Annotated in this window: 24 protein-coding genes and 1 pseudogene; 5 read left to right on the forward strand and 20 right to left on the reverse strand. The window is 38.8% G+C overall.

Features of this window, described 5'->3' with window-relative positions; all coding sequences use genetic code 11:
* A pseudogene (locus J7Q84_RS16090) lies at window positions 1-364 on the reverse strand (alanine dehydrogenase); the annotation flags it as partial.
* A gap of 152 nt (window positions 365-516) precedes the next feature.
* Window positions 517-1266: an SDR family oxidoreductase gene (locus J7Q84_RS16095; protein WP_209095978.1), complete on the reverse strand. Its 750-nt coding sequence runs from the start codon at window positions 1264-1266 to the stop codon at window positions 517-519.
* A gap of 198 nt (window positions 1267-1464) precedes the next feature.
* Between J7Q84_RS16095 and J7Q84_RS16100 the strand changes: the two genes are divergently transcribed.
* Window positions 1465-1920: a universal stress protein gene (locus J7Q84_RS16100; protein WP_209095980.1), complete on the forward strand. Its 456-nt coding sequence runs from the start codon at window positions 1465-1467 to the stop codon at window positions 1918-1920.
* Window positions 1921-2216: 296 nt separating this feature from the next.
* Here the strand turns inward: J7Q84_RS16100 and J7Q84_RS16105 are convergent, their stop codons facing one another.
* From J7Q84_RS16105 to J7Q84_RS16115, 3 genes are all read right to left on the reverse strand, one after another.
* Complete coding sequence (locus J7Q84_RS16105) at window positions 2217-2939, reverse strand: YwaF family protein (RefSeq protein WP_209095982.1); 723 nt, start codon at window positions 2937-2939, stop codon at window positions 2217-2219.
* Between the two features lie 202 nt (window positions 2940-3141).
* Entirely contained in the window at window positions 3142-4530 is a 1389-nt protein-coding gene (gene argH, locus J7Q84_RS16110; protein WP_209095984.1) for an argininosuccinate lyase, read from the reverse strand.
* A complete protein-coding gene (locus tag J7Q84_RS16115; protein WP_247739325.1) occupies window positions 4527-5732 on the reverse strand; it encodes an argininosuccinate synthase in 1206 nt (401 codons plus the stop codon). Before J7Q84_RS16115 ends, argH begins: the two co-directional genes overlap by 4 nt.
* A gap of 153 nt (window positions 5733-5885) precedes the next feature.
* Between J7Q84_RS16115 and J7Q84_RS16120 the strand changes: the two genes are divergently transcribed.
* Window positions 5886-6203 (forward strand): radical SAM protein, encoded by a 318-nt coding sequence (locus J7Q84_RS16120; RefSeq protein ID WP_209095986.1) that lies wholly within the window; start codon window positions 5886-5888, stop codon window positions 6201-6203.
* Window positions 6204-6233: 30 nt separating this feature from the next.
* Here the strand turns inward: J7Q84_RS16120 and J7Q84_RS16125 are convergent, their stop codons facing one another.
* From J7Q84_RS16125 to J7Q84_RS18705, 6 genes are all read right to left on the reverse strand, one after another.
* Entirely contained in the window at window positions 6234-7070 is an 837-nt protein-coding gene (locus J7Q84_RS16125) for an EcsC family protein (RefSeq protein ID WP_209095988.1), read from the reverse strand.
* Window positions 7071-7294: 224 nt separating this feature from the next.
* Window positions 7295-8482, reverse strand: a complete 1188-nt coding sequence (locus J7Q84_RS16130) for an acetate kinase (RefSeq protein ID WP_209095990.1) — start codon at window positions 8480-8482, stop codon at window positions 7295-7297.
* Window positions 8483-8761: 279 nt separating this feature from the next.
* Window positions 8762-9751, reverse strand: a complete 990-nt coding sequence (locus J7Q84_RS16135) for a class I SAM-dependent methyltransferase (protein ID WP_209095992.1) — start codon at window positions 9749-9751, stop codon at window positions 8762-8764.
* Window positions 9752-9880: 129 nt separating this feature from the next.
* Window positions 9881-10381, reverse strand: a complete 501-nt coding sequence (gene tpx / locus J7Q84_RS16140; protein ID WP_209095994.1) for a thiol peroxidase — start codon at window positions 10379-10381, stop codon at window positions 9881-9883.
* 160 nt (window positions 10382-10541) lie between these two features.
* Window positions 10542-10952 carry a GerW family sporulation protein gene (gene ytfJ / locus J7Q84_RS16145; protein WP_209095996.1) on the reverse strand — a complete coding sequence of 137 codons (411 nt, stop codon included), beginning with the start codon at window positions 10950-10952 and terminating at the stop codon, window positions 10542-10544.
* A gap of 128 nt (window positions 10953-11080) precedes the next feature.
* On the reverse strand, window positions 11081-11731 hold the full coding sequence (locus J7Q84_RS18705; RefSeq protein ID WP_209095998.1) for a DUF2953 domain-containing protein: 651 nt from the start codon (window positions 11729-11731) through the stop codon (window positions 11081-11083).
* Window positions 11732-11906: 175 nt separating this feature from the next.
* On the opposite strand from J7Q84_RS18705, the gene J7Q84_RS16155 reads away from it, so the two are divergent.
* Window positions 11907-12728: an NAD kinase gene (locus J7Q84_RS16155; protein WP_209096000.1), complete on the forward strand. Its 822-nt coding sequence runs from the start codon at window positions 11907-11909 to the stop codon at window positions 12726-12728.
* 120 nt (window positions 12729-12848) lie between these two features.
* Here the strand turns inward: J7Q84_RS16155 and J7Q84_RS16160 are convergent, their stop codons facing one another.
* The 7 genes from J7Q84_RS16160 to refZ all read right to left on the reverse strand — a co-directional run bounded on the left by J7Q84_RS16160 (window position 12849) and on the right by refZ (window position 22329).
* A complete protein-coding gene (locus J7Q84_RS16160) occupies window positions 12849-14435 on the reverse strand; it encodes an amidohydrolase (protein WP_209096002.1) in 1587 nt (528 codons plus the stop codon).
* Between the two features lie 77 nt (window positions 14436-14512).
* On the reverse strand, window positions 14513-16099 hold the full coding sequence (gene mbcS, locus J7Q84_RS16165; protein WP_209096003.1) for an acyl-CoA synthetase MbcS: 1587 nt from the start codon (window positions 16097-16099) through the stop codon (window positions 14513-14515).
* A 406-nt stretch (window positions 16100-16505) separates the two neighbouring features.
* Entirely contained in the window at window positions 16506-16700 is a 195-nt protein-coding gene (locus tag J7Q84_RS16170; RefSeq protein WP_209096005.1) for an alpha/beta-type small acid-soluble spore protein, read from the reverse strand.
* Window positions 16701-16776: 76 nt separating this feature from the next.
* Window positions 16777-17985, reverse strand: a complete 1209-nt coding sequence (gene thiI, locus J7Q84_RS16175; RefSeq protein ID WP_209096007.1) for a tRNA uracil 4-sulfurtransferase ThiI — start codon at window positions 17983-17985, stop codon at window positions 16777-16779.
* A 5-nt stretch (window positions 17986-17990) separates the two neighbouring features.
* Window positions 17991-19133, reverse strand: coding sequence for a cysteine desulfurase family protein (locus J7Q84_RS16180; protein ID WP_209096009.1), 1143 nt, complete (start codon window positions 19131-19133; stop codon window positions 17991-17993).
* A gap of 434 nt (window positions 19134-19567) precedes the next feature.
* On the reverse strand, window positions 19568-21265 hold the full coding sequence (gene ezrA, locus J7Q84_RS16185) for a septation ring formation regulator EzrA (RefSeq protein WP_209096011.1): 1698 nt from the start codon (window positions 21263-21265) through the stop codon (window positions 19568-19570).
* Window positions 21266-21666: 401 nt separating this feature from the next.
* Window positions 21667-22329, reverse strand: a complete 663-nt coding sequence (refZ, locus tag J7Q84_RS16190; RefSeq protein ID WP_481747562.1) for a forespore capture DNA-binding protein RefZ — start codon at window positions 22327-22329, stop codon at window positions 21667-21669.
* 150 nt (window positions 22330-22479) lie between these two features.
* On the opposite strand from refZ, the gene J7Q84_RS16195 reads away from it, so the two are divergent.
* The gene (locus J7Q84_RS16195; protein ID WP_209096015.1) at window positions 22480-22959 is read left to right on the forward strand and encodes a GAF domain-containing protein; all 480 of its coding nucleotides are present in this window, start codon (window positions 22480-22482) and stop codon (window positions 22957-22959) included.
* A 131-nt stretch (window positions 22960-23090) separates the two neighbouring features.
* On the opposite strand, the gene megL is transcribed toward J7Q84_RS16195, so the two are convergent.
* A complete protein-coding gene (megL, locus tag J7Q84_RS16200; protein WP_209096069.1) occupies window positions 23091-24263 on the reverse strand; it encodes a methionine gamma-lyase in 1173 nt (390 codons plus the stop codon).
* Between the two features lie 364 nt (window positions 24264-24627).
* On the opposite strand from megL, the gene rpsD reads away from it, so the two are divergent.
* On the forward strand, window positions 24628-25230 hold the full coding sequence (rpsD, locus tag J7Q84_RS16205) for a 30S ribosomal protein S4 (RefSeq protein ID WP_209096017.1): 603 nt from the start codon (window positions 24628-24630) through the stop codon (window positions 25228-25230).
* A 118-nt stretch (window positions 25231-25348) separates the two neighbouring features.
* On the opposite strand, the gene J7Q84_RS16210 is transcribed toward rpsD, so the two are convergent.
* Window positions 25349-25675, reverse strand: coding sequence for a lipid-A-disaccharide synthase N-terminal domain-containing protein (locus J7Q84_RS16210; protein WP_209096019.1), 327 nt, complete (start codon window positions 25673-25675; stop codon window positions 25349-25351).
* Window position 25676 lies beyond the last annotated feature (1 nt).

The following is a 25676-nucleotide window of genomic DNA, read 5'->3' on the forward strand; positions in this document are numbered from 1 at the left end:
GCAGCTGTACTGTTTCGTACGCAATACCGATTACTTTATTATCAATCAATGCTTTCGTTAACTCTGGCTCTGGAGCTAGGTGTAAATATGTGAATAGAATTAACCCTTCGCGGAAATAGCCATATTCACTTGGAAGCGGTTCTTTTACTTTCATCACCATATCCATAGACCATGCTTCTGCAGCTGCATCTACGATAGTTGCTCCTGCTTGTATATACTCTTCATTTGTAAAACCTGAACCGATTCCTGCCTGTGTTTCGATATATACTTCATGACCGAAACGAACCAAATGAACCACACCCGCCGGTGTCATTGCTACGCGGTTTTCGTTGTTTTTAATTTCTTTAGGTACACCGATACGCACTGTAATATTCCCCCTTGAATATATAAAAGTACCCTAATAGTAGATTCGTAAGCGTTTACAATTGAACCTTATAAACCCTATTATATTGTAGCACAAAGCGCGTTTTTTTGACAAAAAAATCCCTTCTTTTTTTCATAGGGATATATCTATTTTTATCGAAAACGATGGATAATATCCATTCCACCAGTAATTTCCATAATTGCACCTGTTATCATATCCGAGTTTTCATCACATAAAAAACAAATAGCCCTTGCGATATCCTCCCCAGTGCCAGAACGCCCTACAGGAGTACGTTTATCTTTGATGATTCGCGCAGCTTCTATTGAAGCTTCCTTCATCTCTCCCACTATATCACCCGGACATATCATATTCGATGTAATACCGTATTCCGCTTCTTCATATGCGATTGTTTTTGTAAGAGAAACAAGTCCGACCTTCGCTGCACTAAACGCTGAACGATAAATCCAACCAGGTGCGCTGTCTGCTCCTTGAAAACCATAATTGATAACACGACCAAATTGTTGTTTACGCATAATCGGAATAACAAGCTTCAATAAATAAAACACTGCATGTAAATTACCGTTAATAATTTGATGCCATTCATCTTCTTCGTAATCCACAAGCTTTTTTCTCTCAAATACATACGGACCAGCGTTATTAATCAAACAATCGATTCTTCCAAACCTCTCCATTGCTTGTTCCACGGTTCTTTGCAGATCATCTTTTTTAGTTACATCAGCCTGTATCACTTGCAATTGCTCCGGATATTTGTTTTCTAACTCACGAAGAGACTCTGCATTACTTCGATACGTTGCTGTAACAGAATGTCCTTTTTCAAGCAGCATCTCTGTCACTTTTCTCCCTAATCCTTTTGAACCTGCTGTAATAAGAGCATGCCTCAAGCAGAGATCACCTCTTTTCAATCGTTTACTTTATATGTAACAACTTTCGCACTAAATTACAAACCATCTATTCTTTCGCATGTATCAATAAATTGTTATATTTTTAAAAATTTAGTCACTTTTTTGTAAAATACGAGAAACAATTTCGGTTTATAATAGATACATGGGAATATATTCCTATTAAAGGAGGGAATTAAAATGAGTACCTATAACACAATTCTGATCGCAATAGACGGTTCAAAAGAAGCTGAACGAGCATTTAATAAAGCCATTCAGGTAGCAAAACGAAACAACGCTAAATTAGTTATCTCACATGTAGTCGATTTGCGTGCTTATACGGCAGTAGAATCGTATAGCCGTGCACTGGCAGAACGCGCCAACAGTTATGCTGAAGACCTCTTACAGGAATATAAGCAAAAAGCAATTGAAGGTGGAATTGCTTCTGTTGAAACGGACCTCCGCTTTGGCAATCCAAAACTTGTTATTTCAAAAGAAGCTGCACCTGAGCGTCATATTGATCTTATTATTTGCGGAGCAACCGGATTAAATGCCGTCGAACGACTTTTAATGGGCAGTGTGTCTGAGCATATTATACGCTATGCAAACTGTGATGTTCTCGTCGTGCGTGGGGAAGAGAAAGGCGGGGAGTTATAGCTTAAATAAAAGGGATGCCTCGGCATCCCTTTTATATTATCAGTTTTTTGGCTCAAGGCCGATTAGATGAAGGAAATATTCTAACCCCTTTTTTCCGACCCTTTCTTTCGATATATGTATTCAGGCCCTTTATTTAAGAATGTTCTTCTCTTCAAAACAAACATCCTTGATTCTATAGGCATCCGTTATATACCAATGATGCCAATCAGTTTGTACTACTATCGCCATGCAGACATTCAAACTAGTATTGTCTATATAACAATCCTTTTGCTTCTCATTGCGGTTCAGGTTTCATGTTAGGTCTCTTGTTTAAATTTTACAAAGTAAAATGGAATGTATAACAATAAAAAGGTAGCAAGTGTTATGACTTCTAAAGGAATAATATAGATTGGCCAAGGACCTAAATAATCCAGTATAGATGGGTTAACAGGCTTTCTCATGATATACATGTAATTCCCTTGTAGTAGCAAGTTTATAATGAATATGAATACCGTATAACTATTTAAATAAAGAAAGGCTTTAAAAACAGATTTTAATGAGGGACGAAACCCTTCAACGAATACAATAAACAAATTCGCTACAACAATCCCACCATGTGAAATAAAGAAATGAACGTATCTAAAATGAGGAAAAGTATAGGCGTGAAGATCTGGTGTAATCATTGCCTGCAGAGCACTTCCTACCCCCACAAAGTAAGTGAATTCAAATAGCTTATAGTTTCTTGTTATTAATAATAGACTAGATAACAGCAAAGAAAGACTGCTTAAATGCAACGGAAGAGAATCTTGTATAGACCAAACTCCAATATAATTCAGCCACCACATTAAGCTTATTTCGGAAAAAAGCAGAGTAACTGCCAACGAATATCTAAAGATTTTATTAAGCAAATCTTTTTTCAGTTGTTTTCTCATAATATACATTCCGAAACAAACAGCTATAATAACGAACAACGTAAGCAAGTGAGTAAGAGAGAATAAAATAAAAGGCTGACTTCCATCTTGAATAAATAAATCGCTCATGGCTCTCTCCTTTTAGATGATATAGGTTGTTCTTTATCCATTAGATATTTTTACCGGTCTAAAATACTATCATCAATTATTATAAAGTTTCTCTTGTTAGTCTATGTAGATGTAATTTTGTCACAGCATTGAGATAGACTTCACTCTTTATATGTTCTGTTATAAAGCAAACAAAAAGACTGCCAAAAGGCAGCCTTTCTCCTTATACTCCTGCCGTCTCTGCGACTAATGCTTGTGCTTGACGCAGCGCTGCTGTCACTTGCTCAAACCCGGTACCGCCGGCGCTATTTCGTCTTTTTACAGCTGTATATGGATCAAGCACGTGGTATAAGTCTTCTTCAAACACCGGACACACCTCTTTATATATGTCGAGAGGCAAGTCTAAAAGGTAGTTTCCTTGTTCAATACAAAGCAATACTAATCGTCCCACAATTTCATGTGCCTGACGAAACGGAATTCCTTTTGCAGCCAAGTAATCTGCTAGCTCTGTTGCATTAGAGAAATCTTGACGTACCGCTACTCTCATTTTGGCGCTGTTCACCTTCAACGTTTCAATCATCCCTGCCAAAATAGTTAAACATCCTTTCACTGTTTTTACCGCGTCAAACATTCCTTCTTTATCCTCTTGTAAATCCTTATTGTAAGCGAGAGGCAAGCCCTTCATAATGGTTAACAGACTCATTAAATGACCATACACACGACCTGTTTTCCCACGGATAAGTTCCGCCATATCTGGGTTTTTCTTTTGCGGCATAATACTGCTGCCTGTCGCATATTTATCACTCATTTCAATAAACTGAAATTCCTGGCTGCTCCAAATAATCAGCTCTTCACAGAAACGGGACATATGCATCATCAAAATAGAAGAAGCACTTAAAAACTCCAATATAAAGTCTCGGTCGCTTACTGCATCCAAGCTGTTTTGGTAAATATCCTCAAACCCGAGCAATGATGCAGTAAAATTTCTGTCAATTGGAAATGTTGTCCCCGCCAATGCCCCTGCACCAAGAGGAGAAAGATTAATACGTTTTAAAGAGTCTTCATAACGCTCCTTATCGCGCTGCAGCATCCAAAAATATGCGAGTAAATGATGCGCAAACGAAATGGGCTGAGCACGCTGCAAATGCGTATACCCCGGCATAATGGTTTCCACATGCTGCTCTGCTTGCCCTAGAAGCGCCCGCTGAGCATTTTGAATAAGCTCGGTAATGCTTTGCACTTCTTTCTTTAAGTATAGATGCATATCGGTTGCCACTTGGTCATTTCGGCTGCGAGCAGTATGCAGTTTTCCGCCAACCTCTCCGATTTCATCAATCAGCATTTTTTCAACATTCAAATGAATATCTTCCTGCGCAATCGAGAATGACAGCTCATTATTCTTCGCTTTTTCTAATAATGCTTGCAAACCTTTCGTAATTGCTTCTGTTTCATTTAGACTAATAATCCCGCACTTGCCAAGCATCGTAACGTGAGCTAGGCTGCCTTCAATATCCTCTAAAACTAATGCCTTATCGAAGGATATGGAAGCGCCGAACTCATCCACCCATGCTTCTGCGTTCTCAGTAAACCGTCCCCCCCAAAGCTTTTTCACGCTTCCACCTTCTTATTATTTACTTGGCTGTATACCTTTGTCGGCAAACCGAATAAGGAAATAAAACCTACTGCCGCATTGTGATCAAACTCATCTGCCGATGTATAGGTTGCCAGTTTTTCATCATATAAGGAGTATTCCGATTTTCTTCCTTCCACAATAGCATGACCCTTAAACAGCTTCACGCGTACGATACCTGTTACATTTTTTTGTGTTTCTTTCAAGAAGGCTTCCAATGCAGACTTAAGTGGTGAGAACCACAACCCGTTATAAATCAACTCCGTCAGTTTCTGTCCGATGAACGGCTTAAAATGAGCGACTTCTTTTACAAGCGTCAAATCTTCCAACTCTTTATGCGCTTTAAGCAGTGTCGTTGCCCCCGGACACTCATATACTTCACGAGACTTAATACCTACAAGACGATTTTCTACATGATCAATTCTCCCCACTCCATGTTTGCCTGCGAGAGAATTCAACTTTTGGATTATTTCTGCAAACGTATAGTGAACACCGTTTAACATTATCGGTACACCTGCTTCAAATGTAATTTCAAGGATATCCGGCTTGTTTGGTGTATCTTCCAAAGCCAATGTCATTTCATATGCTTCTTCAGGCGGAGCTGCCCAAGGATCTTCTAAAATACCGCACTCATTGCTTCTGCCCCATAAGTTTTGATCGATTGAAAATGGACTGTCTAAATTAATTGGAATCGGCACCCCATTTTCTTTTGCATAGTGAATCTCCTCTTCACGGGACCACTTCCATTCACGAACAGGCGCAATTACTTCTAAATCCGGATTTAATGCATTAATCGATACTTCAAAGCGGACTTGATCGTTTCCTTTTCCAGTACATCCATGCGCGACTGCGGAAGCTCCTTCCAATGCAGCAACTTCAACAAGCTTTTTCGCAATCAGCGGACGGGACAATGCGGATATCAGAGGATATTTCCCTTCGTATAATGCGTGTGCTTGTAATGCCGGCAATGCATATTCATTCGCAAATTCTTCTTTTACATCAAGTACATATGATTTCACAGCACCTACTGTTAATGCTTTTTTTTGTATAAAATCTAAATCCTTTCCCTCTCCTACATCCAAGCAGCATGCAATTACTTCATAACCTTTTTCTTGTAGCCACTTGATTGCAACTGATGTATCTAACCCGCCTGAATAAGCCAACACCACTTTTTTTCCGTTCATAATAACTCCCCCTGTATAGAATAAAAATTCATTATTATTTATTTAAATTCATAAGCAAACTTTACCACCTTTCAAAAAAAGAATCAACAAATAATTAAATATTTTTAAACGATTTTCATTTCATATACAATAGAGATAACGGAGGGGATAGAAGTGGAGCAATTTTTTACATACGATGAACGATTAGGGATTCTCATACCAGCTTGGAAACAGGAATGGGAGGATATTCCTGTAAATGTACAGAATGAAATTTTACTTAAATGGGAGCAAATACGGGGACGTATTCCAGATCGAATTAAAGAATTAGAACATGGCATCAATATGAAACAGCATGAATTATCAAATGAAATAAATTTTGAAAAGTCCTGCCTCCTTAATTCTCAAATCGCGGACCTAGCATCCATTATTAACGATTTATGGCTCTGGTATCGAACAAATCAAAACATTTCAACTGATAAAATGCACCAATAAAAAAGGCTTCTATCTGCTTGAGATAGAAGCCTAATTTTGTTTTTCGAGTAAATAACGCATTTGATAAAAGCGATGGGTAAATTCTGTAACTGTACGAGTCAGGCGATAATTCACACTGGCCCCCACCGCAACGCCAATAACAGGAATACCTTGAACAAGCTTTCTCCGCAGAGAAGCAAGCAAAAATGTTTTTAAAATCTGCTTCAGCAAAACTTGTATAGAAGAAGAACCTGTTACTTCTTCTCTTCCTTCATAGAAAAACGGCGCAAATTCCTGATGTTTTAGCTCTTCTAAAAGCTCGGGCCATGCATATTGCTGCAAACGATTAGGTAAAATGGACGCATGAAATACCTTTAGAGCAATCATCATTTCATACGGCTTGTTTACATCATAACCGTAAGTAGTAGCAATAAGCTGAACAGCCTTTAAATTAATCGCCAGAATAAGAGGAAGATCGGCACTTAATAATAACAATCCTCCAACTCCTGCTGCCCCTCCTTGTACAAGAGAGTACAAGCGATGCTTTGCAATTTGGTGCTCTGCAATATAACTCAGTTCATCGATCGATAAATTTGATAGATCTTCTATATGTTCAATTGCTTCATTAAATGTACGGGCGGTTGATAAAATATGGTTGCGGGCGTCTAGCTGTGATTGAGAACTTTGGATGAAGGCATGAAGGTGAAGCAGCCATTGATCTGCTTTAGCAAAAAAGTCTTTTCGCTTTTTATAAGGAAGGCGGGAAACAGAGATATCCATCCATTTATCAAACACCATTTGAAAATCTGTGGATTCCTGCTGGGACAACTGATATTCCCAATTTTTAATATCATTCCAAACCTTTTGTTCTCGTTCAGTCAGCTCCATCTTCCAGCCCCCTTTAATTAGTAAACTTTTCCTATAGTATATCACACTTTCCTTGCCATTATAAACTTTCCAAGCCTTCTCATGTTTCACTCATCAAACGATACTTGTAATAGGCAGGGATACGTATCCCTGCCTCAGATGAAGAAAAAAACATGAATGCCATAATACTGAAATTATATATTTTCTTCTACATAAAAGAGGTGGGGATCATCCCCACCTCTTCATTACATCGCTAACCGCATTACATCGCGTGCAATCATTACTTCTTCATTTGTCGGGATAACCATAACTTTCACCGGAGAGTGCGGATAATTGATAAACGCTTCTTTTCCACGCACTTGGTTTCGTTTTGGATCCCAATATACACCCATGAATTCCAGTCCTTCTAATACGCGCTCACGGATGACCGTACTGTTTTCACCGATGCCGGCAGTGAAAATAATTGCATCCACTCCCTGCATGCGTGCCGCATACGAACCGATATATTTATGGATACGAGATACGAATACCTCTAAAGAAACTTTCGCACGTTCATTTCCTTCTTCCTCTGCCTGCTCAATATCGCGCAAGTCACTAGAGAAGCCGGACAATCCCAACATACCACTCTTTTTGTTTAGTACATCAAGCACCTCTTCTACAGATTGACCTGTTTTTTCCATGATATATGGAATAAGCGCTGGATCAAGGTTACCGGAACGTGTTCCCATTGTCACACCAGCAAGAGGAGTGAATCCCATGGATGTATCAATCGATTTTCCACCTTCAATCGCCGCAATACTTGCACCATTTCCTAAGTGACAAGAAATTAAGCGTAATTGTTCGACTGGACGGTCAAGTAATTCCGCTGCACGCTGTGAAATATACTTATGAGACGTACCATGGAAGCCGTATTTACGAATGCCATACTTTTCATAGTATTCGTAAGGCAAACTGTATAAGAAAGATTTTTCAGGCATTGTTTGGTGGAATGCCGTATCAAACACCGCTACTGCCGGAACATTTGGAAGTACCTCTTGAAATGCCTTAATCCCAACGATATTAGCTGGATTATGAAGAGGAGCCAAATCATTTAAGCTTTCAATTTCATCCAACACTTCATCTGTAATTAGCGCAGAATCATGGAACTTTTCACCACCGTGTACAACGCGATGACCAATACCGTTAATTTCATCTAATGATTTGATGATGCCTGTATCTGTTAATTTTTGAAGCAACATCTTAACTGCAACCGCATGATCTGGAATATCCAGTACTTCTGTTTGCTTCTCATCATTTACACTAATTGTAAAAACACTATCCTTTAAGCCGATACGCTCGACAAGTCCTTTAGTTAAAACATTTTCGCTTGGCATTTCAAAAAGCTGAAATTTCAAGGAAGAACTGCCTGCATTAATTGCAATAACTTTTGACATTCAGTCTTTCGCCCCTTTTATATTAGACATTCGTTTATTAATGTTTTTTATCGAAATATGTGTTGTTTCCTTTACCTATTTAAACATTGTCTTAAGCATATTTCAAGATAAACGAGCGAAAAAATTAATGCAACACATGAAAAAAAATTGTATTACAGACCCTCTAGTCATCTTATATAAATTCTTATTCTAATCAGATTTATCACTCAATAACACACAAACTGTATCAAAGAAATAATAAATCTGTTACATGATAATTTATTCATGATTCAGTATAAATTATCCCTCTTTCTTTTCTGTAAACCATTCATTTATTTGTGAAATAACGTTCTCCATAGCTTGCATGTTAGTGAACTTTGGCAACTCAACAAGTAAAGCTTGCTTCGGCGCCTGAATATTTGTTCCCTTTTTTTGGAGAACAAATATACTTTTTGCATTTTTTTCTGTTTTAAACATCGAAACCGGCAATTGCAATACCCCTTGAATATAGGCATGCTCTTTTAAAAACGCATGCAACTTCGGTGCTTGATCACTTTCAAATAAAAAATTCGGAATTATAAAGAATAAAAATCCGCCTTCTTTCGTATATTTAAGGCTTTGTTCAATAAATAGATGATGTGCATAGGACAATCCTTCATCCGCCTTCAGTATAAACTCTGACACACGAAGGTCATTTGGATAATATCCAACAGGCAAATCACAAAGAACAGCATCAACTGGATCTAAATATAGGGGTGCCAAGCTGTCTTGGTTAAAGAATTCGATGGTATGCCTTTGCAGGTTGGCATTCACAAAAGCAAGGCGAAGTAATAACTCATCTACCTCACTGCCAAAGCCCCGCACATCTTTTCCCCCTATATTGTTTAAAACAGCCGTCAGCAAATTCCCTGTACCTACAGCAGGGTCAAAAACGACAAAGGACTCCTTTTCTTCCATAAATTTATTAAAAAGATAGCTGACAAATAAACTAACAGCATCTGGAGTCATTTCGTGGTTTGCCTGTATTCCATCCTTCATTCCTTTTAAAAGCGCTAACTGAAACGCTTTGCGAATGTCCTCGCTTTTATAGTTTTCTTCTTTATATTTGTTATATTCTTTCGTTAACCTCTCAATTGTGGAATGAGTTAGGCTTTCTTGTAAAATTTGGCCCTCGAACAAATTATCTCCCGTTTCCGCAAGCGCCTCTAAATATGTAATATCCATCTCTTTCCGTAAAACAAGTGCCGTTGTATCAAAAATATGGAATAGTGTTTCTACAGAAGAACTCAACTAAAACCCTCCCTGGTTATCTAAAAATTACATAGGTATCATCATACCATATTCTCCTCGGTTGTTCTAAGTATCGGTTCTAAAAACAAAAAAAAGACCTCTTGTAAGAGGTCTTCACGTAATTCGAATTTATTTTGCTGCTTTTGCAGCTTCAATCGCCGCTTCATAGTTCGGATGGCTTGTTCCTTCGCTTACGTATTCTACGTAAGTTACTTTATCATTGCTGTCGATTACAAATACCGCACGAGCCAACAAACGAAGTTCTTTCATTGTTACGCCATAAGCTTCACCAAAAGAAAGGTCACGATGATCAGAAAGCGTCACCACGTTTTCAAGTCCGTTAGAAGCACACCAACGCTTCTGTGCGAATGGCAAATCCATGCTCACCGTTAATACTTTGACATTGTCCAATTTAGATGCTTCTTCATTGAAACGGCGAGTTTGAGCATCACATACGCCTGTGTCGATAGATGGAACCACGCTGATTAATTTCACAGCACCTTTGTACGTATCTAAAGTTACTGGAGATAAGTCGTTCGCCAATAGTGTAAAGTTTGGCGCTTGCTCTCCTACTTTTACTTCATTACCTAATAATGTAATAGGATTGCCTTTAAATGTAACGTTTGCCATTACGAATCCTCCTCTAATAAAGAAAGTATGTACAGTGTCAATAATAGAAGGAATATATGAAGAATGCAAACAAAACATCTTCATTTTTCCAAAAATACAGATAAATATATACAACCAAAAAATAAGCCGCCTTTTCCACAGTCGGCTTATTTTTTTCTTCCTACATAATTGTAGTCGGCTGCATATTGGCATCCTCGTTATCTTTTTTCTTAAACATATCTTGAATCTTTTGTACTGCTTGAGGAGCCATTTCAATTACTTTATCAATAAGGTGAGTATTTTCATCTAGATGAAGCATTTTAACTTCTTTTGAATTCACAATTAAGAATGCAATTGGTGTAATAGAAACACCGCCTCCGCTTCCTCCGCCAAATGGAAGCTTCGAGTTTTTGTTATCTCCACCAAACTCACTTCCTCCCGCAGCAAACCCAAACCCTACCTTAGAAACTGTCAGAATTACGCCACCATCAGGTGTTTCAATCGGATCGCCAATAATTGTATTCACATCGATCATTTGTTGCAGGTTATTCATTGCAGTGTTCATTAATCCTTGAATAGGATGATCCGCCATTATACAGTACCCCCTGTTTATAAAGTGAAATTCCCTCAGCACGGATGGTTCTCCCTATTGAGGGTTCGCTTTTATGAGTAATTTTCAGCTTATCCTTCTTACTTTTTTACACCTTTATATTAAATACATTACACCTCGGTTTGATACATCTCATCTGCTCTTTCCGGAAGAAAAACAGACTGTTTTTTTCTCATATATCGGAATATTTTCCACCCCGCTAACACCCCTTGAAATACCCGAAACGAGATGCTGCATTCCAAATGAGTAGTCATGATATTCCCTTGAAAAACAGGTTGGATTTGCAGTTGAGGTTGTGCTTTCAGCTTCATATACCGTGTTACAATCCCTACTGCTGCTCCTTTCAAAGACCACGCAAAACCAATGAGCACACCTGTAGCCGCAGCGTCCTCTGTTCCAAGCTGCGAGTCCCATTGCCATTGTTTTATCTTTACCTTTCTAAGGAAAGCCTTAAGCATAGTATGGATGTCTCGGGCTATTTTTATCAAATCCGGTATACGATTTAACCAATCAGAAAAAGAAAGGTGTTCTTGTTCAGTCTCTTCTTCAATATCTTCTTGCTTAGTTTGATTTATTCTCTTCTCCGTGAGTGAAAATACATCTATCGTATAACGAACCATACCAAACCATGCTCGTATTTTAATAAGACACTGCTGCTGCTGCTGTGTATACACAAATACAACTTTAATGGAAAGTTTTGTTATAAAAATAATAAAAAAGATCAATATTAAGGCGGTAAGAATCATCACATACCAATACACGCAGACTCACCCTTTCACTACGTAACCATTATCGACTGTTTTTATACAAAATAAACCAATACAACTCCCAAAGGAAATGATTCATTTTTCTAAAAATTAAAAGGGATTCTACTTGTTAATATAGAAATATAATATTTGAACACACTACTACAAGACATCTTTGGAGGGATGACAGATGACAGAACGCAAAAATCTATACTTTTTTTATGAAGAAAAGAACGAAGCTCTATCGGAGCGAATGAAGCCTGTTTATAACATGTTAGAACAAAACGGATTCACTATATTGAACAGCCCTCAACACGCCAATGCAATTGTTAGTGTGGGAGGAGATGGAACATTTTTACAAGCAGTACGCAAAACGGGATTCCGTGATGATTGTCTCTATGCCGGGGTTTCCATAAGCGATCAAACAACCTTCTACTGTGACTTTCATTTAGACCGCATAGAAGAAGCATTAGAAGAAATCACAACAACAACATTCAGCGCAAAAAATGAGATGGAGGTAAGACGCTATCCAACCATCCACGTAACGGTAGATAACGGTACTTCTTTTTACTGCCTCAACGAATTTACTGTGCGTTCGAGCATCATTAAAACGTTTGTTATGGACGTGTTTGTGGATGATTTACACTTCGAAACCTTCCGTGGAGACGGATTGGTTGTATCTACTCCAACAGGAAGCACAGCTTACAATAAGTCTCTTCACGGAGCAGTAGTTGATCCGATGCTTCCTTGTTATCAAGTAAGCGAGCTGGCCTCTATCAATAACAACAACTATCGTACGCTCGGTTCCCCGTTTATCCTAAGCGGCAACCGCACATTAACATTGAAAATGGTTTCAGATGGAAATGATTATCCTGTAATGGGAATGGATAATGAAGCATTAAGCGTTAAACACGTGGAAAAAGTAGTTATTAAATTAAGTGATAAAAAAATCAAGACATTAAAATTAAAAAATAATTCCTTCTGGGAAAAAGTACAGCGTTCATTTTTATAATTAAGAGAAAAAGAGCACGGAACAATCCGTGCTCTTTTTCTGATACTCTTACCATTTTTTAAAAGGTCTACGCTAAAAGAGTGGTCAGTAAAGCATGACCAAACATAGCATTTAACCAAATTAGTTCTTTTCATATACCACAATGCCGTCAACCACTGTTTTCATAACCTGAAGAGCTAATAGCTCCTCTTCACCAATATCGAAAATATCTCGTTCAAGAATAGTAAAATCGGCCTCGTACCCAGGAGCAATCATTCCTCTGCTGTTCTGCCTGTGAATGGCAGACGCACTTCCTTTCGTATATAAACCAACCGCCTCAAACATTGTCAATCGTTCGTGTGGACCATATACTTTATCAGACGGTTGCAGCAAACTTTTTCTAGCAACGGCTCCATATATCCCTACAAATGGATTTACTGATTCAATCGGTGCATCTGAACCACCTGCACAGATAAAACCTTCTTTCATTAATGTTTTCCATGCATAGCTGAATTTCATCCGTTCTTCACCAAGCTTTTCTATTACAGACGGATAATCAGCTGTAACAAACACAGGCTGAATATCCAAAATAACAGGAAGCTCTTTCGCTCGTTGAATCAAATCTTCCCTCAGTACTTGGCAGTGAATTATTCGGTCATGCAGCCCAACTTTAGGTGGATATGTTTCAATTGCTTCGACTACATATTCAAATGCTAGATCTCCAATCGCATGAACAGCAACTGCCAAACCAAGATCACGCGCCTTTTTCACCAATGCCGCAAGCTCTTCTCGTTCAAATACGGCTACGCCATTCGTGCTTGGCATATCTGTATACGGCTCGCTTAACAAAGCCGTCCGTCCTCCGAGAGAACCATCCGCGAAAATTTTCATCGCTCCAAATTCAATATACTTTGTTCCAGTTTCTTTATATTCCTGCAGTTCTTCTATCACTCCATGGTGAACGAGGAGATGTGCTTTAAACGGTCTCTGCTGCTGTTTAATTACCTTCTCAAATGTTTTGTATGTACGATTAAATCCTCCGTAATAGTTTAAATCCTCTGTATGGCAGCCAACCAATCCATGCCTCCAGCAATCTTCAATCGAAACAGACAAGGCTTGTTCGAGATATTCTTCTGTATTTTCCGGAATGATATCATGTAATAAATCCTGCGCGCGTTCATATAATAAGCCATTTAACACACCGTCTGGCGTTCTGCCAAGCTTCCCTCCTTTCGGACTAAGACCTTCATGAACTTTTGCCATCTCCAATACGTAAGAGTTAACAAGCATAGCGTGGCGGCATACACGCTTCAATAGAATGGGGTGCTCCTGAGAAAGGATATCTAGTTCAAACCGCTGCACCTCTTTTGTATCTGTAAACTGATTTTCATTCCACCCCTCTCCAATAATCCATTCTCCTACAGGTGTAATCTCCACACGCTTTTTAACCGCTTCTAGCATATCCTTGTACGAGGTGCAAGCTGATAAATCCAAACGCATTAATCTCTCACCATGACCAATTACATGCATGTGACTATCCACTAATCCCGGCAGCATAGTGCCGCCCTGTAAATCTAATTCCTTTTCTATGCTTTGTTTATACTTCTTGTAAAGGGCTTCCTTTGTTCCAACTGCCACGATGATTCCATCCTCTGTGTAAATCGATTCAACCTGTTCTCCTTCTTCCTTCATCGTATATATCTTTCCTCCGTACCATAGCTCTCCCATACTATATTCTCCTTTTCTTCCAGTTTATCGTTCAAACAGAAAACAGACAGAGAAATCTCTGCCTGTTCATTTTATTACTATTTTGCTGCTAATTCCATTTCACGCTGACGCAATTCAACGCGGCGGATTTTACCCGAAGTTGTTTTTGGCAATTCTTTTACGAACTCTATTTTGCGAGGGTACTTATAGGGTGCTGTTAATTCCTTTACATGTTCTTGCAGAAGCGGAATTAACACACTTTCCTCCTCTGTGACTCCTTCACGCAATACAATGAAAGCTTTGACAACATGACCTCTGATTTCATCAGGGCTCGCAATAACCGCACATTCCTTTACATAGTGATGCTTCACAAGCGCATCTTCTACCTCAAACGGTCCAATTGTATAACCTGAGCTGATAATAATATCATCGCTTCTTCCTTCAAACCAAAAATAGCCGTCTTCATCCATTCTTGCTCTGTCACCCGTTACATAGTACTCCCCACGGAACTGCTTTGCTGTTCTTTCCTCATCTTTATAATATTGCTTAAAAAGAGCTGGTGTGCTGACATGCACAGCGATATCGCCTACTTCGCCGGCACGAACAGGTTCACCATCTTCATTAATGATAGCAACACGGTTGCCAGGAGTCGGCTTACCCATAGAACCTGGTTTCAGCTCCATTCCTTTTAGTGCCCCAACAAGTAATGTATTCTCCGTTTGTCCGTATCCATCGCGGACAGTTACATTGAAGTGCTTTTGGAAGGTTTCAATCACTTCACGATTTAACGGCTCTCCCGCAGATACAGCACTATGAAGAGTAGAAAGTCCATATTCCTCTAAATTATCTGCCTTTGCCATTAAGCGGTACTCTGTCGGTGTACAGCACAATACATTTACTGCATTTTCATCTAATAATTGCAAGTATTTCTTTGGTTCGAATTTGCCGTGGTAGACAAATCCTGCAGCACCCGATCCTAATGTTGCAAGAAATGGACTCCAAATCCATTTTTGCCATCCAGGACTTGCTGTTGCCCATACAACATCTCCTTCATTGATTGCCAGCCAGTTGGCTGCAGATGTACGTAAGTGAGCGTATGCCCAGCCATGTGTGTGCACCACTCCTTTTGGATTTCCTGTAGTGCCGGAAGTGTAGGATAAAAATACCATATCATCACGTTTAGTGTCTGCAAATTCGAGAATTTCACTTGCTTGTTCCATTTTGTCCATTAACGAAATCCAGTTCGCAATCGGTGCATCGCTAATAACAAATTTATGTAAAGAATTTAATAATTCTATTCCATCAAATTGCTCAATATAAGGAGCATAGCTGATGATCGCTTTCACTTCACCATGGCTGATGCGGTATTCAATATCTTTTTTACGGAGCATTTCAGAGCTTGGAATAACGACCAACCCTGCTTTAATTGCTCCAATATATGTCATATATGCTTCAATAAGACGAGGAACCATAATCAACACTTTATCGCCTTTTTGTAAGCCTTGAGTTAAAAAAGCATTTCCAATCTTGTTTGCTCCAATAATAAGCTCACGATATGTAATTTGTTGTTTATGTCCTTCCTCATCCTGCCATAAAATAGCGATTTTTTCAGGATCTGTCGCATAGCGCTCAATCTCTTGGACTAAATTGTACTGTTCAGGTGCTATCAATTCTTCTCTGTTCATATCTACATCCTCCTTTTTTTGACAAATATCCCTCCTTCTATCATAAATAATTTTCTGTATTTTTTGAATAATGTTTCATTAGACAAATTCACTTAATTTACGACTGTATATCAACAAAAATTGTCATTTTGTGTTATAAAACGACAAAAAAAACGAATTGACTCTGACGCTGTTTCTTCAAATTACTACTTAAAAATAAAATTCCACTAATAAGAATACTCGATGTTTATAGAGCACCAACTAACATAGATTCACCTAATTTCTATGTTAACAGGAATGCATATATATTTTGAGTGCAAGTCAAAACACTATTTCTATATACAATAACGAACGTACTGTAATGCAAGATAAAAATAAAAGAGCGGGGAATATACCCCGCCCTTGAAGCCATTCATTTTATATGCAATTACTTTTGGAATCCGCCTAGTTGAGACTCAGCCATTGCAACTAGACGCTTAGTGATTTCACCGCCAACTGAACCGTTAGCGCGAGCTGTAGCATCTGGTCCAAGTTGAACGCCGAACTCAGAAGCGATTTCATATTTCATAGAATCTAATGCAGATTGTGCACCAGGTACTGATAATTTATTGTAGTTTGCCATGTGTTTTCACCTCCTTGTGAGTATAGAGTGTGAAAAAACACATTGTTATATACAATAATATATTTGGTAATTTTTTCTATAAAAGATCTTTGAATTCGTCTTCAATTTCTTGCTCGTTCATTTGCAGCAAAACCTTCTCCGTATTGGCTACGGCTTCGTTGATAAGCTCAGAAAAGTCGTAATGTCCTTCAAATCGATTGGCCTTCTCGCGGTTAGGTTTTGTTGTTGGATTAGGCGGAGTGAAGATTGTACAGCAATCTTCATACGGACGAATAGAAATATCGTAAGTATCAATCTCACGGGCAATGCGCATAATTTCCAGTTTATCCATTGTTACAAGCGGACGAATAATTGGATAATTTGTCACTTCATTAATCGTATGCATACTGTCCAACGTTTGACTCGCCACTTGTCCTAAGCTTTCTCCTGTTGCCAACGCCAAGCCTCCCCGCTCATTTGCAATCTGTTCAGCAATGCGCAGCATCATTCTTCTCATTACCGTCATAGTATAGCTTGCAGGAATTTGCTTGTGAATCGCCTTCTGTACTTCAGTAAACGGTACGACATGAAGAGTAATCCGTTTGCAATACTTGGATAACTGATATCCTAAATCCACTACCTTTTGCTTTGCGCGATCACTTGTAAACGGTGGACTGTGGAAATGAATCGCTTCCAGTGTTACGCCTCGTTTCATCGTTAAATATCCTGCTACCGGACTATCAATCCCTCCAGATAACAGAAGCATCACTTTGCCCCCCACACCGACCGGAAGACCGCCTGCCCCTTCAATCTCCTCACATGTCACGTATGTAAAATCCTCTCGTACTTCCACTCGTACATTGACATCTGGATTATGCACATCTACCGTAATATTATCTGTGTTTATTAAAATATGGGCTCCAATCTCCCGATTCAATTCATGTGTTTGCATTGGAAATTGTTTATAAGAGCGATGCACTGACACTTTAAATGTTTTTACCTGTTTTTGCACCTGTAAAAACGCCGCTAACGCTCCTTTTTTCATATCTTCCAAATTTGTATTTGTCTTCAGCGCCAAACTGAATGTGTGGATTCCAAATACCTCTTGCAGGTATTTAGAGACCTCTTCATGATTCTCACCATTTAATTTGATATACATACGGTCTCTTGTTGCTTCGTACTCCAAATTTGTAAATTTCTTTAATTTACGCTTGATATTTTCCTTTAACGTGCTGACAAAACGGGAACGATTTTTCCCCTTCGTTGTCATTTCTCCGTATCGAATTAAAATATGCTCATAGTTCATCTTTCTTACCTCATAACTTCATATAATTTTGGAATTATTTCATTTATTGCGTTTTTAAAACGCATCACTTCTTCTTCTGTGTTTTCAAATGATAAGCTAATGCGAATCGCACTCTCGGCAGCTTTTTGGCCCACTCCCATTTCTAACAGCACTTTGCTTACTTCCTTTGCTTTAGAAGAACAAGCCGACTTTGTGGACACATATACGCTATGCTTTTCTAATTCATGAACGACAACTTCCGGTTTCAAACCTAGAAACGATACATTCACAATATGCGGCGCACTGCTTTTTATTGGTGTATTAACCTGAACATTTGGCAAATTTGTAAAAAAAGAAAGTAGTTCTTGTTTTAGACGCTCCAGCTTGTATAGGTGTTGTTCACGTTTTTCAAGCGTCAGACGCAGTGCTTTGGTCATCGCTGCAATACCTGGTAAATTCTCTGTACCGGAGCGGTAATAATTCTCCTGCTGTCCGCCTGATAAAATGGCATCTAGCTCTATTCCTTGACGGACATATAATATCCCTGTTCCTTTTACGCTGTGAAACTTATGACCTGACATCGTGCAAAGGTCTATATACGTTTGTTTAAAATCTAACGGAACCTTGCCTACTCCTTGCACGTGATCCACATGAAATATAATTTTCGGGTGTTGCTTCAGTACACTGCCAATTTCTTCAATCGGTTGAATAGCTCCTGTTTCATTATTAACATGAATAACAGACACAAGAATAGTATCGTCACGCAGCGCTTGTTTTAATTCCTCTATTGAAATAAGGCCTTGCTTATCAACCTGAAGATAGGTCACGTCAAATCCAAGCATTTCAAGCTGCTTAAATGCTTCTGAAACAGAAGCATGTTCTACCACTGTTGTAATAACATGTCGTCCTCTTGAACGATGTCTAATGGCTGTTCCTTTAATAGCCAAATTGTTCCCTTCCGTTCCTCCTGAGGTAAAAATGATTTCAGAGGGACTTACGCGCAACATGCTTGCAATAACAGATCTTGAACTTACAAGCAAGCGCTCCGCTTCACTTCCTAATCCGTGAATGGAAGAAGGGTTGCCGAAGTATTTTTGCGAGGCTGTAACAAAGGTTTGAAGCACATCTGGATATGGTTTTGTAGTGGCACTATTATCAAAATAAATCAATACAGCCGCTCCTTTCTGCAGTTTTCAGTCCATTTCCTAAAGGTATTTTGTATAAACGATACTGGCTATTTAATCTTATGCTCTATTCTTATTTCAATAGTGATCTGTAGCCAGAGAGGATAGAAAAAATATAAAGTATTAGAATGTAGTCACACATAAAGCCACACCAGCAAGAAACTTTTCTCTTACAGGCAGTTACCAAACTGTTCCTCATATACAGGCTTTCATAGCTTGAAGCGCTTAACTATAAAAACCGTTCTATTAGGTAAAATAGCATAAGGTTATGATATCCTGGACAAATCCAGACAACTAATCATATCATAATTTTATTTATTTCTCCTTACACGCCCCTAGTTTTCGTTACGTTCATTCAGGAAATACATATTGAACCCAAAACAAAAACGCTGGGAGTTCATACCCAGCGTTCTTCTATACTACGTCATAGCCAATTCTTTGATCTTCTGTATAACTCCTGGTTCTGCTTTTTCGAGTGTTGCTGCAATTTGCTCAAATGCACCTGTATAGTCATAGCCGCGGAATAACTCTTCCGCTTTCTCCAATTCCTTTGCCATCTGCATATTTTGACTGCGGTATCTATTACCATACTGGATAGCCTTTTCCACTAAATAGCCTAACTCAACAAGCTCTATTGTTTCTTTATACGTAAGGTCTATTAGTAGCGTTGCTTCCTCTAGTACTTTGTTAACAGTCGCCATATTTAGAGGCTTCATTTCTAATTGTACGTATACGGTATGAATAGCTGTCTGTGCTTCGTACAATTTTTGTATGCATTCTTCAGGCAATCCCGGTAAATTGGATTTTTGAAGACTACGTCTCATTTCCACCATTTGCTTGCGCATCTCACCAAGAGAATCGCGTGCTGTCAATTCCTCTTTGCGTAGCGTTTGGAGCATGCCTTTATAATTTTTATGAGACTCTGCTATTGCTGTAATTTGCTGGCGAATATCCTCTAGCTCTTCTCGAATAACAGAAAATGCTATATCCTGTTCTGCAATCCGAATTTGAATCATCTCAAACCGCTTAATCAAAACACTAATTTGCTTTTCAATAAACTTTTGAATTTCTACATCCTTATCGCTCAATTCGTAGCTTTGCTTCACAAATTGCGTTTCTTCCTTTGTTTGCAGCACTTCTTCACGTACTGTATCTATTACTTCATTCAAGTCTGCTACTTCTTTGCTTACCTGATGCTTAGAAGTAACTTCTGTTTCAAGTTGCCCGTATAGCATATCCATTTTTTCTTTTAATTCAGCCACCTGTTGCTTTGCTTTCGTTATTTCAAGCTCTTTTATGTGCAACAAACAGCTGCGAATTATCGCATCCATGACTGCAGCCTCTTTTGGAATCTCCAAATGATCAAGAACATAACCCTGCTTTTTCATTTCTTCATGCCCCGCCAGCAAATCTTCCAGCTGTACCGGAATGTTCGTCTGACATTCTACCTGAAGTTCCGGAATTTCAACAATCAGTAATTGTAAATACTTCATTCGTTCTTCAAGGTCATTCACAATTTTTTGCGCATCTAAGTAGTTTCCATTCCCCACTGCTTCTTCATATGCTTGAAATCTTTCATGGAATGCATCCATTGTTTCTTCCAGCTTTTCTTCAGCAAGGCTAAATGAATGCCGGTGTGCCAATACAGTTTTCTTTATATCTCTGTATGTAGTACGAATTTCTTCTATTTCCATACTATTTTTCTCATGAGTTTCTACAAGCTCTTGCAATTCCGATAAAATCTCTTGAATTTTCCCATCCGTTTCTTCCAATATACCAGTCGCAATCCCTATTTCTTCTTTCGCTCTTCCAAACTTGAATTGTGCAATATGCCCGTCTGCAGACTTCAATGCTATTTCTACTTTGGGAATCGTGACAGCCGCAACTTCATCCCAGCTTTCTCTCCAGGATTCAAACAGCTCCTCTGCTTGTCCTGTTACATTTAATGCCTTAACCTTTTTTAATTGATCTGCTACAGGGCGTCCTTTGATATCCTGCTTCCACTCTTGCAAGCTTTGGACTCTTTGAAATAAACGATTTCGAAAAACAAGTTGTGCTATGAGAAGTACTATAACAGTACTGACTAGTAAAATAATGGTCATCAACACAGAATCCATCCAAGGCCCTCCTCTTTTTTATGTATACGTCCGTCCCACTTTCTGGAAGGCATTTTTTTATATTTTCACTGCAGCTCTTCCCTAATTTGTATGCAGCGTACAGTCCTTGCATCAAACCGTTCTTGGGGATAAAAACTATAACTTCCCCTCAATAAAAAATGCAATTTTATGTAATAACATCTGTATTGTATTTTTATCCAGCTACTCTATACCAACTTCCAAAAGGAAGTGTTAGTTTAATTAACAGTAATGTATTAATGATACCACGTCTTGCACCGTTTTTGACCTAATTTTTTATATTTTTTTACAAATGCAGTAAAGGGTAAAATATATACTATACGCTCTCTCCTGTCTAAAAAAAACAAATCCTCCGGCTTATACCGAAGGTGTGCTTCATACCTTTATTTCCATACAGAAAGAACAGCGGGAAGCTTATCTTCAAACGATGTTGCTGCGGACACACAAACATGCTGTTCAATCCATTCTTCAAGTTCTTTTGTATATTTTGCTGTAAAATAAGAATCGGAAGGTAAAACATGCAGCACTTCGGCGATATATTGCGGATATAGATACGGAATGTTCAACATCCCTTTTAATTGCACCATAAAAATCGGGAAAGGAGTATTACGAAATTCTCCTGCTTTTATTCCCATTTGCATTATTGTTTTAAAAAAATATTTTTCACGCATTAAGTACGTTGTCATAATTTCCCTTATGAGAATGCTGTCAAGTGAAATCTCCCGATAAAAAAAACGAGTGAGTTGGCGGTGATTTGATTGATATGCAATAATATCACGAACAATAATGAGGAGCATTTCCTTTGACGACAGCGTGTCTGCTTTTTCAAACGTCCGCTCCAATATATGGGTGTATCCTTCTAAAAAGTCTGTGATGAGATACTCGAGCAGCCCTTGTTTACTAGAAAAGTAATAAGAAATATTAGCCGCATTCATCTTCGCTGTTTTAGCAATATCTCGTACCGACGTTCCGTCATACCCTTTTGTATTAAACAACGATATAGCTGCCTCTATAATCTTTTGTTTTGTTACAGATTTCGCACCCATCATTTGATTCACCCTCTCCTCAGCTAGTTCTTATAATTTAAATTCTTGACTTTTGTGACAGATTCCTTTAACTTTCTATCGACAAAGTCACTTGAAATGCATGGTTTTTTGCTATAAATTTACACATATCGAAAAGGAATGGTGATTTTCGTGTTTACAACACAATCCTACAATCAATCACGAGAAAAAAATTTCGAAACTGTCATTCGACAATTACAAGCATTAATTGCGGATGAACCAAATACAATTGCAAACTTAGCAAATGCTTCCTCTCTTCTTAATCAGTTTTTAGAGGATATAAACTGGGTCGGCTTTTATTTAACAGAAGGCAGCCAATTGGTGCTTGGGCCATTCCAAGGCTTACCAGCCTGCGTACGTATTCCGTTCGGAAGAGGTGTATGCGGTACAGCAGCAGAAACTGGAACTACCCAACTCGTTGCTGATGTACATCAGTTTCCTGGTCACATCGCGTGCGATGCGGCATCGAACTCTGAAATTGTTGTCCCAATGATAAAAGATGGCAAAGTAATTGGCGTACTTGATATTGATAGTCCGAACAAAAATCGCTTCGATCAAGTCGATCAAATGTATTTAGAAAAATTTGTAGAAGTATTAATCCAACAAATGTAAAAAAGCGGCTTTAGCCGCTTTTTACATGATAAAAAGTATGAACTTTTTCTGTAGTCCGTTCTCTTGTTATATAATTTGACACTTGATAAGGGTGTCACAGCCTCTGCATATAACTAGGAGATTCTTTCTCCTTATACCAAGGCTCTACGCAGATCCTCTGCAATATCCTCCCAAGCCTCCAACCCTACTGAGAGGCGAAGTAAATTATCTGTAATCCCCATTTGCTCCCGTATATGCTTTGGTACAACTGCGTGCGTCATCGTCGCCGGATGTTGAATGAGTGTTTCTGTATCTCCAAGACTGACAGCAATGTGAATCATTTGCAAACGGTTTGCGATTTCTTGTGCTTGTTCTTTTCCTCCCTTAATAGTAAAAGAAATTACCCCGCCGCCTTGTCGCATCTGTTTTTTCGCAATTGAAAAGCTCGGATTATCTTCATCAAATGGATAAAATACTCTCTCAACCTTGCTATGCCCTTTTAAAAACTGTACAATTTTTTCTGCATTTTCAGAGTGTCGGTCCATACGTACAGCCAGCGTTTTTAACCCGCGCAGTAATAACCATGCATCAAAGGGCGCCATCACGCCTCCTGTATCTTTTCTTACTGGGTTCATCCTCTCCCCTAATGCTTTATCCTTACAAACAACAATGCCTGCTATCACGTCACCATGCCCGCCTATATACTTCGTCGCACTGTGTACAACTACATCACAGCCAATAGCTAATGGTCTTTGCAAATAGGGAGAACAAAATGTATTATCTACTACTACATAAACTCCTTTTTGTTTTGCTGCCTTCACAACAAGCTCCAAATCAATCAACTTCATCGTTGGATTAATCGGAGTTTCCACAAAAACAACGGCGGTGTTGCTTTTTATGGCTTGTAAAAGCTCTTCTTCTGAATCCATATCACAGAGGGTATGAGTAATATGGAATTTTTCTTCCCACATTTCCAATAATCCGTAGGTGCACCCATAAATTCCTTTGGAACACACGATATGATCCCCCGCTTTAAGCAGCGTAAGCAAAGCAGTAGAAACCGCAGCCATTCCAGATCCGAAAGCTAGTGCGCTTTCTCCTTGCTCAAGTCTTGCCATCCGCTGTTCTAACAAGTGTACAGTGGGATTTCCAAGCCGAGAGTAAATATAATGATTTTCCTCTCCGCTAAAGCTTCTTGCTCCTTGTTCTGCAGTTGCAAATGTATAGGTGGATGTTTGAAATAACGGCGGTGTTAAACTGCCATGATAATTGTTAGTATCATACCCTTCATGAATCAACATCGTTTCCATCTGCTTTTCTTTCATCATTTGTAAGGCCTTTTCCATCAAACTTTTCCTCCTCCACAATTACATTGAAAGCGCTTTCTTTTTGTTCTTTATCAAACATTCCATTCTTTCACAAAAAGTCCTGCTACTTGTCGAAAAGCTTTTGGAATAAAAAGGAGTGGATAAAATATTGACTATAGTTTTTAAAAGACGTATAATAGCTTTTGTGTAAAATATGCAGCCTTTGAGAACACGCTTATGCTTGTATTTTGTTCCTCATTTGAGGTGCATCGAGTAACTCCTTGCTGCTGGAGCGATGGTGCATGAAAACAAAATACCCATAACCGAAGTTGCTCGCGTCTGTTTTTATTTTACAAAAATAAAAACACAAGGAGGAGTCATCATGGCTCGTTATACTGGTCCATCTTGGAAATTATCTCGCCGCCTTGGTATCTCTTTAAGCGGTACTGGCAAAGAATTAGAAAAGCGTCCTTACGCACCTGGACAACACGGTCCTAACCAACGTAAAAAATTATCTGAGTACGGTTTACAATTACAAGAGAAGCAAAAGCTTCGTCACACTTACGGTGTGAATGAGCGTCAATTCCGTCGTACATTTGATATAGCTGGCAAAATGGCTGGTAAACACGGTGAAAACTTCATGATTCTTTTAGAATCTCGTCTAGACAACCTAGTATACCGTATGGGATTAGCTCGCACTCGTCGCGGAGCTCGTCAATTAGTAAACCACGGTCATATCTTAGTAGATGGCAGCCGCGTAGATATCCCATCTTACCGCATGAAGCCTGGCCAAAAAATCAGCGTTCGTGAAAAATCCATGAACCTTGCTTCAGTTAAAGAAGCTTTAGAAGTGAACAACTTCGTTCCTGAATACCTAACTTTCGATGCTGACAAGTTAGAAGCTACATTCACTCGCTTACCAGAGCGCTCTGAATTAGCAGCAGAAATCAACGAAGCATTAATCGTAGAGTTCTACTCTCGTTAATAAAAAATGAGTCCGATGCCTTTGGCATCGGGCTCATTTTTTATTAAGAAGAATACTCTCCCACATCCTATATATCGGCTACCATTTAAGAAGTTACCTTGTATGAAGCGAAATTTAGTTACATGTTTTCATATTGATTTTTATTCACTTCCAGCGTCACATTCTCATCCCTTTGCTCCTTATTTTTCATAAGGATTAAATTTCTCGCGTATATAAAAATACCCGGAGCTTGCCCCAATATAAATACAGGGTCTTTCCGGTATATTGCATATATCGAAAGCATACTACTCCCCCATATACTGAAAATCCAAAATGAGCGGGTTACGATGCTTTCCTTAGCCTTTTCGCTAGCAATCCATTGTACAACAAATCTCCCAGTAAACATAATTTGACCAATCATACCAAAAGTGATCCACAACAGCTCCTTAGTCTCCATCCTCCACATG

This window comes from Bacillus sp. 165 (assembly GCF_017742235.1).
Lineage (GTDB): Bacteria > Bacillota > Bacilli > Bacillales > Bacillaceae_G > JAGHKQ01.